The 14,628-nt window shown below is 59.0% G+C and carries 13 protein-coding genes; 9 read left to right on the top strand and 4 right to left on the bottom strand.

Going from position 1 to position 14,628, the window contains the following annotated elements; translation table 11 throughout:
- The first annotated feature begins 170 nt into the window (after window positions 1–170).
- On the top strand, window positions 171–1,439 hold the full coding sequence (gene sbmA, locus ACQZ60_RS11370; protein ID WP_111792589.1) for a peptide antibiotic transporter SbmA: 1,269 nt from the start codon (window positions 171–173) through the stop codon (window positions 1,437–1,439).
- Window positions 1,440–1,523: 84 nt separating this feature from the next.
- Here sbmA and ACQZ60_RS11365 read toward each other — a convergent pair whose 3' ends face one another.
- On the bottom strand, window positions 1,524–2,507 hold the full coding sequence (locus ACQZ60_RS11365; RefSeq protein ID WP_113083077.1) for a polysaccharide deacetylase family protein: 984 nt from the start codon (window positions 2,505–2,507) through the stop codon (window positions 1,524–1,526).
- 149 nt (window positions 2,508–2,656) lie between these two features.
- Here ACQZ60_RS11365 and ACQZ60_RS11360 point away from each other — a divergent pair, with 149 nt between their 5' ends.
- The 5 genes from ACQZ60_RS11360 to ACQZ60_RS11340 all read left to right on the top strand — a co-directional run bounded on the left by ACQZ60_RS11360 (window position 2,657) and on the right by ACQZ60_RS11340 (window position 7,176).
- Window positions 2,657–3,241 (top strand): NnrU family protein, encoded by a 585-nt coding sequence (locus tag ACQZ60_RS11360; protein ID WP_060727455.1) that lies wholly within the window; start codon window positions 2,657–2,659, stop codon window positions 3,239–3,241.
- A gap of 155 nt (window positions 3,242–3,396) precedes the next feature.
- Window positions 3,397–4,068 carry a tetratricopeptide repeat protein gene (locus tag ACQZ60_RS11355; protein WP_035261549.1) on the top strand — a complete coding sequence of 224 codons (672 nt, stop codon included), beginning with the start codon at window positions 3,397–3,399 and terminating at the stop codon, window positions 4,066–4,068.
- A gap of 132 nt (window positions 4,069–4,200) precedes the next feature.
- Entirely contained in the window at window positions 4,201–5,631 is a 1,431-nt protein-coding gene (gene der, locus ACQZ60_RS11350; protein ID WP_059765522.1) for a ribosome biogenesis GTPase Der, read from the top strand.
- Window positions 5,632–5,834: 203 nt separating this feature from the next.
- Window positions 5,835–6,443: a DUF2026 family protein gene (locus tag ACQZ60_RS11345; protein ID WP_448735252.1), complete on the top strand. Its 609-nt coding sequence runs from the start codon at window positions 5,835–5,837 to the stop codon at window positions 6,441–6,443.
- Between the two features lie 121 nt (window positions 6,444–6,564).
- A complete protein-coding gene (locus ACQZ60_RS11340; protein ID WP_035259630.1) occupies window positions 6,565–7,176 on the top strand; it encodes a hypothetical protein in 612 nt (203 codons plus the stop codon).
- Between the two features lie 187 nt (window positions 7,177–7,363).
- On the opposite strand, the gene ACQZ60_RS11335 is transcribed toward ACQZ60_RS11340, so the two are convergent.
- Together ACQZ60_RS11335 and ACQZ60_RS11330 are read right to left on the bottom strand one after the other, a co-directional pair.
- Window positions 7,364–8,413, bottom strand: coding sequence for a bifunctional monoglucosyl/glucuronosyl diacylglycerol synthase (locus ACQZ60_RS11335; RefSeq protein ID WP_448735251.1), 1,050 nt, complete (start codon window positions 8,411–8,413; stop codon window positions 7,364–7,366).
- A 386-nt stretch (window positions 8,414–8,799) separates the two neighbouring features.
- On the bottom strand, window positions 8,800–9,720 hold the full coding sequence (locus tag ACQZ60_RS11330) for a sugar kinase (RefSeq protein WP_035259392.1): 921 nt from the start codon (window positions 9,718–9,720) through the stop codon (window positions 8,800–8,802).
- Window positions 9,721–9,873: 153 nt separating this feature from the next.
- Here ACQZ60_RS11330 and bglA point away from each other — a divergent pair, with 153 nt between their 5' ends.
- The 3 genes from bglA to ACQZ60_RS11315 all read left to right on the top strand — a co-directional run bounded on the left by bglA (window position 9,874) and on the right by ACQZ60_RS11315 (window position 12,850).
- Window positions 9,874–11,538, top strand: a complete 1,665-nt coding sequence (bglA, locus tag ACQZ60_RS11325; RefSeq protein ID WP_448735250.1) for a beta-galactosidase BglA — start codon at window positions 9,874–9,876, stop codon at window positions 11,536–11,538.
- Window positions 11,535–11,993, top strand: coding sequence for an aminoglycoside 6'-N-acetyltransferase (gene aac(6') / locus ACQZ60_RS11320; RefSeq protein WP_448735249.1), 459 nt, complete (start codon window positions 11,535–11,537; stop codon window positions 11,991–11,993). The genes bglA and aac(6') overlap by 4 nt, the downstream gene beginning before the upstream one ends.
- A 305-nt stretch (window positions 11,994–12,298) precedes the next feature.
- The gene (locus ACQZ60_RS11315) at window positions 12,299–12,850 is read left to right on the top strand and encodes a hypothetical protein (RefSeq protein ID WP_448735248.1); all 552 of its coding nucleotides are present in this window, start codon (window positions 12,299–12,301) and stop codon (window positions 12,848–12,850) included.
- A gap of 66 nt (window positions 12,851–12,916) precedes the next feature.
- Here ACQZ60_RS11315 and ade read toward each other — a convergent pair whose 3' ends face one another.
- Window positions 12,917–14,611, bottom strand: a complete 1,695-nt coding sequence (gene ade, locus ACQZ60_RS11310; protein ID WP_448735247.1) for an adenine deaminase — start codon at window positions 14,609–14,611, stop codon at window positions 12,917–12,919.
- Between the last annotated feature and the right edge of the window lie 17 nt (window positions 14,612–14,628).

The raw sequence follows: 14,628 nt of genomic DNA, 5'->3' as shown, positions 1-14,628 counted from the left end.
TTTTCCTGCCTTTAATCTGGTGTTTCCCTTGGGGATTGTCCGCCGCGCACGCCTTACATCTTGTTAAGGTCAGCGCTTCTTCATTGCTGTGCACAAATTTCTGCCCTAGGTTCGGGCCATCTAGTGCTTCGCCAATAATGGCTGATTTCAAACGCGCGTGAGTTCGAAACGTGTTTCATTCCTTCTTTCCCAAACCGAAAATCTTCTTCACGTCGGCCATTATCTGGGCTTTTTTCGCCATTCTTGGATGGTACTTCATCGTTGAAGGGTTAGGTCGGTCTTGGGGCTATGTAATGCCTGAACAGGAACCCTACGATCTCAGCTACTTCCTGGTGCCGGCTAACCTGTTCTTTTATGGCTATCTCGCCTTGTGCCTGGCGGCGTTCGGCGGCGTGTGGACCGTTATCGCCAAGGATCATCCCTGGAAATACTGGTCCATCTGGGGATCGTTGCTGATTATCGCGGTGACCTATTTCGGTGTTCAGATTTCCGTCGTGATCAACAATTTCCGGCGGCCTTTCGGCGATCTTCTGCAAAATGCCCTTTCGAAACAGCCGGGTATCGAGGTCTGGGATTTTTACAGCCTCCAGATCGTCTTTGCCAAGATCGCCTTTCTCAGCATGGCCGTTTCGATCCTGACGGATTTCTTCACCAGCCATTATATCTTCCGCTGGCGAACCGCGATGAACGACTTCTACATGTCGAAATGGGAAAAGCTGCGTCACATCGAAGGTGCTTCCCAGCGCGTTCAGGAAGATACGATGCGGTTCTCCTCGACGCTCGAAGGGTTGGGCATCACGCTGATCAATTCGGTGATGACGCTCGTTGTGTTCCTGCCGATCCTGTTTGCGCTGTCGTCCTATGTTTCTGAATTGCCGATCCTCGGCGAAGTGCCGCATGCGCTGTTCTGGCTGGCGATCGTCTGGTCCATCTTCGGTACGGTCCTTCTGGCGACAGTCGGCATCAAACTGCCCGGCCTGAACTTCCGCAACCAGCGTGTGGAAGCGGCTTACCGCAAGGAGCTCGTCTATGGCGAGGACCACGCCGACCGCGCTCAGCCGCCGACAGTCAAGGAACTCTACTCCAATGTGCGGAAGAATTATTTCCGCATGTACTGGCACTATCTCTATTTCAATGTCGCCCGGTATTTCTACATTCAGGCCGATGCGGTGTTCCTGCTCCTGATGCTCGTTCCCACCATTGTGGCGGGCAAGATCACCTATGGTATCTACCAGCAGATCGCCACGGCCTTCGGTCAGGTCAGTAATTCGTTCCAGTATCTCGTCAATTCCTGGACGACGATCATCGAGCTGCTTTCAATCCACAAGCGTCTTGTGGCCTTTGAGGCTGCGATTGACGACAAGCCCCTGCCGGATATCGATGAGCGTTATCTGAAGCGGGAAGCGGAAGCCGGTGAACTGGCGGCCAACAAGCCCTGAGTAAGAAAAGGCGGCCCCTCGGCCGCCTTTTGCACCTGTTGCTTCGGTCCAAGGAAGAAGCCCGAGGATGATCCGCGGTCGAGTTTAACCTTCGGTCTTCTGCTTCTTGCGCGCCTCGATCATCGGCATGGCTTCGGCATAGCTCACACAGGCGACATCGGTCTTGTGGCAGACCTCGCGCAGCAGCCGCTCATAGGCATTCCAATAGGCGCCGCCATTCATCTTCACGAAGTGAAAGCCCATCTGCAGCGGAATGCGCTCGCCATTATATTGCCTGTCGAATGCATTGCGGAAGGCGGCATAGGCGCGTTCCTCGAATTCCTTCGAACGATCCGGCGTCTCGATGCCGATGGAGTGGCGGATGAAGAGATTGTAGTCCATGGCGATGATCGGGCGGTTGCCCGGTCCTTCGGGAACGAGGGGCAGGCCGAAATGTTCGATGCCTTCGCGCTCCACCGGCCATTCCGGCCCCTTGGTGATGCTGGTGGCGTCATAAACGAAGCCGTGTTTTTTCTGTGCGGCGGTCAGCGCCGGCCCCTGTGAGAGATAGGGCGCACGGAAACCGTTGATGTTCTTGACCATCTCGCGCCAGCCTTCGGGCTCCTCTCCCTTCTTGCCGATCATCTGCCAGGCGTTTTCCAGCGTGCTGGTGAATGTGGTGAATTCGCCGTCCCATTGTTCCGCGGTCCACTGGCCGCCATCGAAATGGCCGCAGGTGTGGTTGCCGATCTCGTGACCTTCGCGATAGGCGGCCCAGATGTTTCTAAGCCTTGTCTCCACCTCTTCCGGCGACTGGCCGAAACCGACATTGGAACGGCCGGCCTTCTGGCCGGGACCCTGATAGGTCTTGGCGCTGGTCTTCCTGTCCATCACCAGCGTGCAGGCGAGGAAATAGGTGAAATGCGCGCCGACCTCCTTCGCCGTCGCCCGGCTTCTTTCCCACAGCGTATTGTCGCCCGCACCGTCGAAGGACACGATGACGAGTTGCTTCGGCTTCTGCGCCTCTTCGGCAAATGCGGGAAGGGCGGCGAGAAACGACAGGGAAAAAGCGGTAAATGGGCGAAACATCAGTTATCCGTCATATGAAACACCGTGGCCTTTTGCGGGTGGAATAAGGCGAAGCTTTGAATAGTCTGGCGTTTTCATGACTTTCGGCCTAATTCCTGTTCTCACTTGCGGTGATAGGGCCGCTTCGTTCCATCGGGGGACCGTGTTCCATGCTTTTTCTCGCACTCTGTCTTGCCTTGTTCCTGCTGACGCATCTTTTGAAGGTGGTCGCGCCGCAATTTCGCGCCCGTATGATCGCGACGATGGGCGAAGGCCCTTTCAAGGGCGTCTATTCCGTTGTCAGCCTCGTCACGCTCGGCCTTGTCATCTATGCCTTCGGCGAAGCGCGGCAGGAGACAGGCATGTTGTGGTATCCGCCGGTCTGGATGAGCCACATCGCCGTGACCCTGATGCTGCCCGCGATGATCTGTCTTATCGCCAGCCTCATCCCGGCTGGCCACATTGCGACGAAGACCAAGCATCCGATGGTCCTTTCCGTCAAGATCTGGGCGCTCGCCCATCTTCTGGCCAATGGCGAGACGTCTTCGATCCTCCTCTTCGCATCGTTTCTCGCCTGGGGCGTGGTGATGCGGATTTCGCTCAAGCGCCGGGAACGCGCGGGTGAAAAAGTGGTCCGCGACTTCGTTTCAAGCCGCTATGATCTGGTGGCCGTTGTTGGCGGCGTCGTTCTGTGGGGTGCTTTCATCCTGAAACTGCACGAATGGTTGATCGGCGTTCAGCCCATCGCCATGTAGGAAATCAACGTTTCCCCCTTACATATCAGGCAAAATAGGCTAGAAGGCCGACCATGACCCGGTTGGCCTGACTTTCGCTGACCCGGGTAAGCGGCTTGGTATGTCCGCGAACGGATGGATCGGCGACGATCTCCGCGCGGGTAACGGAGAATTTGATGGCAAACGAAAATGATACCTTTATCCGCGAAGTGAACGAGCAGATCCGTTCCGAGCAGCTGTCGCGCTTCTGGGGCCGTTACGGTATCGTGGTCGTGGGTGCGGCCGTTCTCGTGGTTCTCGGCGCTGCCGGTGCCGGCATCTACGAATACTGGAACACCAGCCGCGCTTCCAATTCCGGCGACCAGTTCCTTGCGGCGCTAAAGCTTGCTTCGGACAACAAGACGGATGAGGCGCTGAAGGCCTTCGCCGATCTCGAAACCTCCGGCCATGGCAATTATCCGGTTCTGGCGAAGTTCCGCTCGGCCACGCTGCTGTCGCAGAAGGGTGATGCGGCCGGCGCGATCGCCGCCTTCACCGCCATCGGCAACGACACATCTGCACCGCAGGTCTTCCGCGATACCGCCAAGGTGCGCGCGGCGTGGCTGCTGGTGGATAACGGCACCTATGATCAGGTCGTCGCACTGGCCGAGCCGCTCAGCACTGAGGGCCAGACCATGCGCGCTTCCGCCCGTGAGGCGCTGGGTCTTGCCGCCTACAAGGCCGGCGATTTCGCCAAGGCTAAACAATGGTTCGAGCAGATCGTCAGCGACGCGCAGGCGCCGCGCAACGTGACGAACCGCGCGCAGATCATGCTCGACAATATCACCGCTTCGGGCAAGGCTGCTTAACGCCGCTGCGCCACGCAGGATCGCGCCGGTATTCTCCGCATTGCCAAAGCGATCCAACTCATTATTTTACGCATGTCCTTTGCCCAAAACAGGTAACGTTTTGGGCAGACGTGCTTTAAGGAACCAGGATCAATGAGCTTCACCGTCGCCATAGTCGGGCGCCCCAATGTCGGCAAGTCCACGCTTTTCAACCGTCTCGTCGGAAAGAAGCTGGCGCTGGTGGACGATACGCCGGGTGTGACCCGCGACCGCCGCCCCGGCGAGGCGAAGCTGGTCGACCTGCGTTTCACCATCATCGATACCGCCGGTCTGGAGCAATCCGGGCCGGAAACGCTTCAGGGCCGCATGTGGGCGCAGACCGAAGCGGCAATCGACGAAGCCGATGTGACGCTGTTCGTCGTCGACGCCAAGGCCGGCCTGACGCCCGCCGATGAAACGCTGGGCGAAATGCTGCGCCGTCGCGGCAAGCCGGTTGTGCTGGTGGCCAACAAGTCCGAGGCGCGCGGCTCGGACGCCGGTTTCTACGACGCCTTCACGCTCGGCCTCGGTGACCCCTGCCCGATCTCGGCCGAACACGGTCAGGGCATGATCGACCTGCGCGACGCCATTGTCGAGGCAATCGGCGAAGACGTCGCTTTCCCGCCGGAAGTGGATGAGGCAGAGACGGATATCGTTCTGCCGCGCAGCGAACCGGGCAGCGAGGACGAGGAAGACGAAGAGCCGGTTTATGACGAGACCAAGCCGCTGCGCGTCGCCATTATCGGCCGGCCGAATGCGGGCAAGTCCACGCTCATCAACCGTTTCCTCGGTGAAGACCGCCTGTTGACCGGTCCGGAAGCGGGCATTACTCGCGACAGTATTTCGGTCGAATGGGACTGGCGCGGCCGCACCATCAAGATGTTCGATACGGCCGGCATGCGCCGCAAGGCCAAGGTGACGGAGAAGCTGGAAAAGCTCTCGGTGGCGGATTCGCTGCGCTCCATCCGCTTTGCGGAAACGGTCGTCATCGTGTTCGACAGCACCATTCCCTTCGAAAAGCAGGATTTGCAGCTGGTCGATCTCGTCATCCGCGAAGGCCGCGCCGCCGTGCTCGCCTTCAACAAATGGGATCTGGTGGAAGACCCGCAGGCCTATCTGGCTGATCTGCGTGAAAAGACCGAGCGTCTGCTGCCGCAGGCGCGCGGCATCCGCGCCGTGCCGATTTCCGGCCAGACGGGTTATGGTCTCGACCGGCTGATGCAGAACATCATCGATACCGACAAGATCTGGAACCGCCGCATCTCCACGGCCAAGCTGAACCGCTGGCTGGATTCGCAGACGACGCAGCATCCGCCGCCGGCCGTTTCCGGCCGTCGTCTCAAGCTGAAATATATGACGCAGGTGAAGGCCCGCCCGCCGGCATTCATGATTTCCTGCACGCGGCCGGAAGCTATTCCGGAAAGCTATACGCGTTATCTGGTGAACGGTCTGCGCAAGGATTTCGACATGCCGGGCGTGCCGATCCGTGTGCACTATCGGGGTTCGGATAATCCGTTCGAAAGCAAGGCGAAGAAGAGGCGGTGATCTGACGCAGGGCGTCGCGGCCTGTTTCTTCTCCCCGCCGGGGAGAAGATGGCCCGAAGGGTCAGATGAGGGGGCAAGCTCTCCGCATATCGCTGGCCTCGCCCCCTCATCCCGCTGCCGCGGACTTCTCCCCGACGGGGAGAAGAAACAAGCGGCATCCGCTCGTTCCAATTTCACTGTCCGGTTTTGAAGAGTAAAAGACCATGCTGATCAAGCAGACCGACTATCACCGGATTTACCGCGTCATCAACAGCCTGCTCATCAGCCAGAATGCCGATCCCGCATCGGCCTCGATGTATTTCAGTACCTTCGGCGCCTTTATCCTGCAGCAGCATTACAAGGTGAAGGCCGTGCCGAAGGGCGGGCTTGTGGCCTATAATCTCGGTGGAACGGTCCTGCTATTCGCCGATCACCGTGAAGACGGTTATGTGACGGGCGCGGGTGAGAATTTCCATTGCTGGATCGAGGCGGATGGCTGGGCGATCGATTTCATGGCACCGGCATTTTCGGAAGGTGCCGATGGGCTTTCGGTGCCGGCGAAAATGTTCCAGCGGCCGCTTGTCGCCATGGCGGCGTCCATCAACGATCTCGGGCAATCCGGCGATTTCTTCTATCGCTCCGAGCCTGAAGCCACGGCCAAGCGCTTCGCCGACTGGCGCAGGCAGGCGATGATCGGCGATATGGCGAGCGTTGCCGCCAACTGGTTCCGCAAGTCGCCGAAACAGATGGCCGCTTCGCTTTCGGTAACGGATCGCGACGGCAAGGCGCGGACCGTGCCGCTTTCCGGCCAGATGCTCACCGGAGCGTGGTGAAGGCAGATTACGCCGCGCAGTGTCGATTCCGAAGGTTTTGTCAGCAAAAGGTCTTTTGATTTATAAGGGCAATGTTGCTACGCAGACTGGGCTTCAACAGCGACGGGATTGACGTGTTCCTATGGCCGATGACACCATTTCAATAAGCTTCACGCCCGATCCGAAACATGTGCCTGACTATGTCCACGGCTATCAAAATCAGGCCTATGAAAATTACAGCATGATTTGCGACAAGTCCTGGAAGCGCCATTTTGCCTCGGCCAGAGCGCATCTATCCTCGTTTGCGGGACTTGCTGCCGGTTTCATCTATTCCTTAAGCCTGCCGTGGTTTCCGGGCGTCTGGCCGGTGGTCGGTTATTGGGTGTTTGCACCCGCACCGTTTGTGGCCCTCGCCATATGGTTCATTATCGCGCGGGGCTCGAGAAAGGAGATGAAATCCTATTACGAGGTCCTGGCACATTGGAATATTGCCAATGATCGGATGTATTCGCCTCACACAGAGGTCGAGATAGGACCCGAGGGTTACAAGCAGGTCACAAGACTGGACACCGTGCAGCTGAGCTGGGCGTGCTACCATCTCGCACTCACGCCGCCGGACAGCCTGGTGCTGGTTTTCCACGGGACGGTGGCTGTCATACCCAACAGCGCCCTGCCGATTGCTGCAAAGGACATCATCGAGAAAATCAATCAATGGTGCGCAGCCCAGCAGAAAGAGCTTCTGCCCTTATCCTGAAGCGGCATCTGAAAATGGCGGTATCATCCGGAAACAGAGGACGGCCAGCGTGTTCTCGCGGCAGCCGCCTGACGTCAATCAGCAGCCCGACCCCGTTCTAAAGATAACGGCAGTCGCGTCCTGATTGCCTTGTGGCATTCCCGCTTCGTTTCGTCCACCGTTCCCGAACAGAATTTCGGGGATCGCCTCATGCAAGTTTAGAACGCGACAGCAGCGGCAGGGATTTTCCCGCCGCGTGAATGACATTGTCGAGGAATTGCCGCGAGGCTTTTTCCCAGCTGTAGCTTCTGGAAAGCGCCAGCGCCTCCTGCGGCGAACAATTAAGGGCCGCGAGACAGGCATCGCGCAGATTATCATCCAGCGCACCGGCGGCAGGGTTGTCGCCGAGGATGTCGATCGGCCCGGTGACGGGGAAGGCTGCCACGGGCACGCCGCTTGCCAGCGCTTCCAGAATGGTGTTGCCGAACGTATCGGTCTTCGAGGGGAAAACGAAGACATCGGCCTGCGCATAGGCATCGGCCAGCTCCTCACCGGTCTTGACGCCGGTGAACAGCACATCAGGATATTTCTCCTGCAATTCATGGCGGGCGGGACCGTCGCCGATAACGACCTTCGAACCCGGCAGGTCCAGTTCCAGAAATTCCGGCAGGTTCTTCTCCACCGCCACACGTCCCACCGTCATGAAGATCGGGCGCGGCAGGTCGAAAGGCAGTTTTGCTTTCGGGCGGGGGTGGAAAAGCTCGGCGTCGATGCCGCGGCTCCAGCGCTTCAGGTTGCGCACGCCGCGCGCTTCCAGTTCGGTCTCAAGGCTCGGTGTCGCCACCATGCAGGTATTGCCGCCATTGTGGAACCAGCGCACGAAGGCGTAGAGCCAGCTTTCCGGCACAGGGAAGCGCGCCGCCACATATTCGGGAAAGCGGGTGTGATAGCTGGTGGAAAAACGCATGCGGTTCTTCACGCACCAGCGCCGCGCCATGAAACCCAGCGGCCCCTCCGTCGCAATATGCACGAAGGAAGGCTGGCTTTTTTCGATCTCCGCCGCCACACGGCGATAACCGGCAACCGAAAGGCGGATTTCCGGGTAGGTAGGGCAGGGGATGCTGTAAAAACTCTGCGGCGTGACCATGCGCACATCGACGCCGAGCCGCGCGAGTTCGGTATTGGTGTTTTCTATGGAGCGAACCACGCCGTTGACCTGCGGGTGCCAGGCATCTGTGACAATCGTGATTCTCGTCATGAAACACTGATCCTGCTCATCTGCGCGCGGGCGAATCCCCATTGCCCGGCTTCTGCCCGTATATGCGGCGTGCGTGTTACAGGATCATGTCAGGGTGTGTGACGGCGGGGAAGCGGCCTCTGTGTGTAGCTTCAAGGCACATGGCGGGTGACGTAATTATTGGTATCAGCGCGGTACATTTGAAGTTTGCGGTTGTCCGCAATGTTTTCTTCTATCCTCATCCCTGTGCCTGTCACAGGGATCCAGCCAGCCCAAGTCCTTGGGCTGAAAGGACTCTTCCCGCCGCGCAGACGCGCGTCGGCTGGATTCCTGTGACAAGCACAGGAATGAGGGCGGGCGGGGTAGCCTACCCGCGAAAATCCGCGATCGCCCAGTTTGGCTGAACGTTATCCCACCAGCGGCAGCAGCTCGGGGCTGATCAGCGCGCCGTGGTGACCGATGACGGTTGCCGCCGCCCTTGCGGCGAAGGTGGCCGCTTCTTCCGGCGAACTCCCGGTCACATAACGGGCGAGGAAAGCGCCGTTGAAGCTGTCGCCGGCGCTTGTCGTGTCCACCACGTCCACGGCCTTCACTGCCGGGGCATGACTACGGCTGCCGCCGAAATCGAGCGTCGCGCCCTTGGCTCCGTCCTTCACGACGATGTTTTCGACGCCAAGCGAAAGGTAGCGGTCGATGGTCGCTTCCACGGAGACATCGCCGAAATGGCCCGCCTCGTCATCGAAGCTCGGCATGACAAGCGTTGCGGCGCGCGCACCGTTGGAGATGGTCTCGAGCATCGTATCCCTGTCGGCCCACAGGCGCGGTCGGATGTTGGGGTCGAAGACCACCAGCTTGCCCGCCGCCTTAGCGCGGCGAAGTTCGGCGAGGAACGTATCGACATCATGGGCGGAGGCGAGAATGGCGAGCGTGATGCCAGAGAAATAGACCACATCGGCGCTTTCCACCGTCCTGCGCAGATGATCCGCATCGGCGGCGAGCTGCCTTGCGGCGGCGGCGTTGCGCCAGTAGCTGAAGGTGCGCTCGCCGTCCTTCAGGTTGATGAGGTAAAGGCCGGGCGTGCCGCCCTTGATGCGGCGGATTTTTTCGGTGCCGATGCCGGCATCGGCGATGAAGGTGAGCATGTCTTCAGAGAGAGGATCGTCGCCAAGCGCGGTGAAATAATCGACCGACCAGTCGCCTGGCAGGCAGGCCCGGGCATACCATGCGGTATTGAACGTATCGCCGGCAAAACCCTTGCGCAGCAGCCCGTTGCCGGCCTGCGACAGTTCCACCATGCATTCGCCAATCGACAGAAACCGTCCGCCCACGCCGTCATCCTCCCGTTTTTTCTAGCCATGCGGCTTACGACGAGTGCGCGCCGCTGACAAGGGCGGTTGTGGCCGTTTGTGCATGTGCGAAGTTCCGGTTTACGCGGCCGCGACAGCTTTATATTCTCCGCTCAAACCATCAGGAGATCGCCCATGTTGCTAACCCATGCCCCGGTCCACAAACCCCAAGCGCAATCGGACTGGTGGAAGGGAGCGGTGATCTATCAGGTCTATCCGCGCTCGTTTCAGGATACGACCGGCGACGGTTACGGCGATCTTGCCGGGGTGACGAAACGCCTGCCCTATATCGCCTCGCTCGGTGTCGACGGCATCTGGCTCTCGCCCTTCTTCACCTCGCCCATGGCCGATATGGGGTATGACGTTTCCGATTATTGCAATGTCGATCCGATGTTCGGCACGCTTGCCGATTTCGACGCGCTGATGGCAGAGGCGCACCGGCTGGGGCTGAAGGTCATCATCGATCAGGTCATCTCGCACACGTCGGACCAGCATCCCTGGTTCGTGGACAGCCGGGCGAGCCGCACCAACAGCAAGGCCGACTGGTATGTCTGGGCCAATCCCAAGCCGGATGGCACGGCACCCACCAACTGGCTTTCCGTGTTCGGCGGCCCGGCCTGGGAATGGGACGGCGTGCGCAAGCAATATTACATGCACAGCTTCCTCGCCTCGCAGCCGGATCTCAATTTCCACAATCGCGAGGTTCAGGATGCGCTTCTCGAAACCGTGCGTTTCTGGCTGGATCGCGGCGTGGACGGTTTCCGGCTCGATACCGTCAACCATTATTTCCATGACAAGCTTTTGCGCGACAACCCGCCGCTTTTCGACGAGGAAAGTTTCGGTCTCGATGCCTCCGACGTCAATCCCTATGGCATGCAGGACCATCTCTACGACAAGACGCGGCCGGAAAACGTGGCCTTCCTGAAGCGTTTTCGCGCGCTGCTCGACGACTATGAGGGCCGCGCCACGGTGGGCGAGGTGGGAGACGGGGCGCGGTCGCTGAAGACGGTGGCGGCCTATACGTCCGGCAATGACAAGCTCAACATGTGCTACACTTTCGACCTGCTGGGGCCGGATTTCAGCGCGAAGCATCTGCGCGCCTCGGTCGAGACCTTCGGCAAGGTGGTGACGGATGGCTGGGTGTGCTGGGCCTTTTCCAACCACGATGTGGTGCGCCACCTCAGCCGTTTTTCCGAAAGTGCGGAGGAGCAGGTGCGGGTGGCGAAGCTTGCCATCTGCGTTCTCGCCAGCCTGCGCGGTTCCATATGTCTTTATCAGGGCGAGGAACTGGGTCTGACCGAGGCGGAACTCGCCTTCGAGGATCTGCGCGATCCCTACGGCATCCGCTTCTGGCCCGCCTTTAAGGGGCGGGACGGATGCCGCACGCCGATGGTGTGGGAAACCGGCAAGCCGAATGCCGGTTTTTCAAGTGCTGAAAAGCCATGGTTGCCGGTGCCCTATGTTCATGCCATGCAGGCTGTGGATGCGCAGGAGCGCAAGCCGGACTCGGTTCTGAACCATTACCGCGCCGTCTTGTCCTTCCGCAAAGGTCACGGCGCGCTGCGCGATGGCGACATGCACTTTATCAAGACCAATCGCGATGTGCTGGCCTTCACGCGCCAGAAGGGCGATGAAAAGCTGCTCTTCGTTTTCAACCTCACCCGCGAAGCGGTGGAATTCCCGATACCGAAGGCCATTCGGGTCACCGATATATTGCCGATGCCGAGTTTCGCACCGTTATTCGATGCGGGGATCGTGAAGCTCGAGGGGCTGGATGTGTTTTGCGGGGTCGTTGCATGAGCGGGCAATTTGCCATCGAGACGGCTGGCGAAGCATCGCTCGATGAGTGGTCCCTTCTGCGGCACCGCTTGTGGCCGGATGCTTCACCCGCCGAACACCGGGCGGAATTGCAGGACGTCTCTGACAATGAGGTTGGATTTATTGCCTATGATCCGGCGGGCATGGCCATCGGTTTCGCCGAAGCCAGCCTGCGGCACGATTATGTCAACGGATGCGACACCTCGCCCGTGGCGTTTCTCGAAGGCGTTTATGTGGAGGAGGCCTTTCGCAAACAGGGCGTTGCGGCTGCATTGATTGCCGAAGTAACCCGTTGGGCGACCAGCAAGGGTGTGAGCGAACTTGCTTCCGATGCCGATATTTCCAATGTCGATTCACACCACATGCATGCGGCGCTGGGATTTGAGGAAACGCAGCGGGTGGTTTATTTTCGCAAGTCTCTGCCTCTGGGTTCATGACCTCTCGGCATTGTTCAGCCATTGAATAATATCAGACACTACGGGTGCGTTCTGACTATCGAATGCGGCGTCATGATCGCGCCTTGGATGTTGATAGTACTATTTAAGTATTGTTGAATTTTATAATATCTTCAATTTTAATTAATTCACGATTAAAACTTATATATATTAGTATTGATAGCAGCAATGAAGTAATTTTTTCATATTTAATTCACTTTTGGCGAGCCTTGGGCAAGCTTCCAGTATTAATCATTGAAACCTACAGATTTTTCGGTCTCCACCCATAAAGTGAAGCAAGGATTGTCATGTCCGTTTCAATCAAGAATTTCAATCAGTCCAATACCGCGAATTCCACCTCGCCACGCGCCAAAGCTAAGGCCGCCCTTCCATCCATCCGCGAGGTCTTTCTTTCCGGACAATCGGCGGCCCGCGCATCGACACCGAAACCAGCCCCCAAAACCTCGTCAGCCGATTATATCGCATCGCCCGCCTTCATGCGGAATCTGAGGGCCAAGCTTTCCCTGGCGGGGGACGATCCGGCGCAATATCTGCGCGCCCGGTCGATGATGAGTGCTCTCGAGCGTGGGGCCTTGCAGGTTTCGAACCCCACCCAGGGCAAAACGATCAATGCGTGGGATCCGAACCAGAAAAACGCCAAGCCGACGACAGCCACTGACATCGCCAAGACCAACTGGGTGGATTTCCTCAACACGCAGCTGAAGCGCAGCGAAGACGGTGCGCTTTCCAGGGATGGAAGCGGCAGCTATGTCGACAATGCGACGGGAAAACACGCCTATTTTGGCAGGGTCGCGGGCAAATATTATTACGTCACCTGGCCTTCGGAGACGAAAGCATGAGGCCGCTCTTGCGGCCTCAAAACGCGGATTGAGCGTTTTCCGCTGCCTCCGGTCGGCAATCCACCGTCAGATCAGCGCAAACCGGTCCACATCCACCATACCCATATCGGAAATTTTCAGATGCGGGATGACGGGCAGGGGCAGGAAGGCGACCTGCAGGAAGGGTTCTTCCAGCGTCGTGCCGAGCGCATAGGCTGCTTTTCTGAGCGTGTGCAGCGTGTCTCGAACGGTCTCATAGGGTTCGAGGCTCATCAGCCCTGCGACGGGCAAAGCGATCTCGCCCATCACCCTGCCGTCTTCCACCACCACGAAGCCGCCCTTGATTTCGCCGAGCCGGTTGGCGGCCAGCGCCATGTCTTCCTCGCTCACGCCGACAACGCAGATATTGTGGCTGTCATGGCCGACAGTGGAGGCGATGGCGCCCTTTTTCAGGCCGAAGCCCTGAACGAAACCATTGGCATGGTTGCCGTTCTTGCCGTGGCGTTCGATGACGGCGACCTTGATGATGTCGTTCGCAAGATCGACGGTGGTCTGGTTACCATCCGTCGGCAGCCTGTAGCGGCGGTGCTCGGTAATGATCTTGCCGGGAAGCACGCCCATGACAGGGCTTTCGCCCTCCGTGACCGGCACGCCGAAATGGGAAGCGAGCACGGGTCTTGCCTTGACGCTGTCGAGGCCGACGGGTGCGACCGGTTTACGCGTGGCAAAAAGGGCGTCATCGACGATCCGGCCGCCGGAAAGCACCATGCTGGCCTTGCAGTTCTGCAGGCTGTCGACGATCACGAGATCGGCCCGCCAGCCCGGTGCGACAAGGCCACGATCCCGCAGGCCAAAGGCTTTTGCGGCGGAAATCGAGGCGGCGCGGTAGATGGCGAGCGGTTCCACGCCGCTGGCGATCGCAGTGCGGATCATATAGTCGAGATGGCCCTGTTCGGCGATGTCGAGCGGGTTGCGATCATCCGTGCAGAGGGCCAGATAGGGCGACAGGCGTTCGGTGATGATCGGCATCAGGGCGTGCAGGTCCTTCGAGACCGAGCCTTCGCGCACCAGAATATGCATGCCCTTGCGGATTTTCTCCAGCGCCTCAGTCGCGCTCGTGCATTCATGTTCGGTGCGGATGCCGGCGGCGAGATAGCCGTTCAGCGCCGTGCCGGAGAGAAGCGGTGCATGCCCGTCGATATGCTGGCCCTGAAACGCCTCGAGCTTCGCCATGCACACCGGATCCTTGTGGATGACGCCCGGAAAATTCATGAATTCGGCAAGGCCGATGACCTTTGGATGATTGCGAAACGGCAGCAGCTTTTCGATGGGCAGATCGGCGCCGGCGGTTTCCAGATGGGTGGCGGGCACGCAGGAGGAGAGCTGCACGCGGATGTCCATGATGGTTTCCATGGCGCTGTCGAGGAAGAACTGAAGTCCCTCCACGCCCAGAACATTGGCGATCTCATGCGGGTCGCAAATGGCGGTGGTAACGCCATAGGGCAAAACGCAGCGGTCGAATTCGTGCGGTGTGACCAGCGACGATTCGATATGGAGATGCGTATCGATGAAACCCGGAACGACGATCTTTCCGGAAATGTCGATTTCCTGTCGCCCCTTGTAGTTCTCGCAGGTGCCGACGATGGTGTCGCCACAGATGGCGATATCCGAAGCGACGAGTTCTCCGGTGGCGAGGTCGAAGAAGCGTCCGCCCTTGAGAACCATGTCCGCCGGTTCACGGCCCGTACCCTGATCGATGCGCGTTTCAAGTCTGGAATTCATGCGGGTCTCTTCGGCTC

The sequence above is a fragment of the Agrobacterium sp. 22-223-1 genome (genome assembly GCF_053522385.1).
Note: the sequence above shows the minus strand (reverse complement) of the source record. Positions and strands in the feature narration are given on the sequence as shown.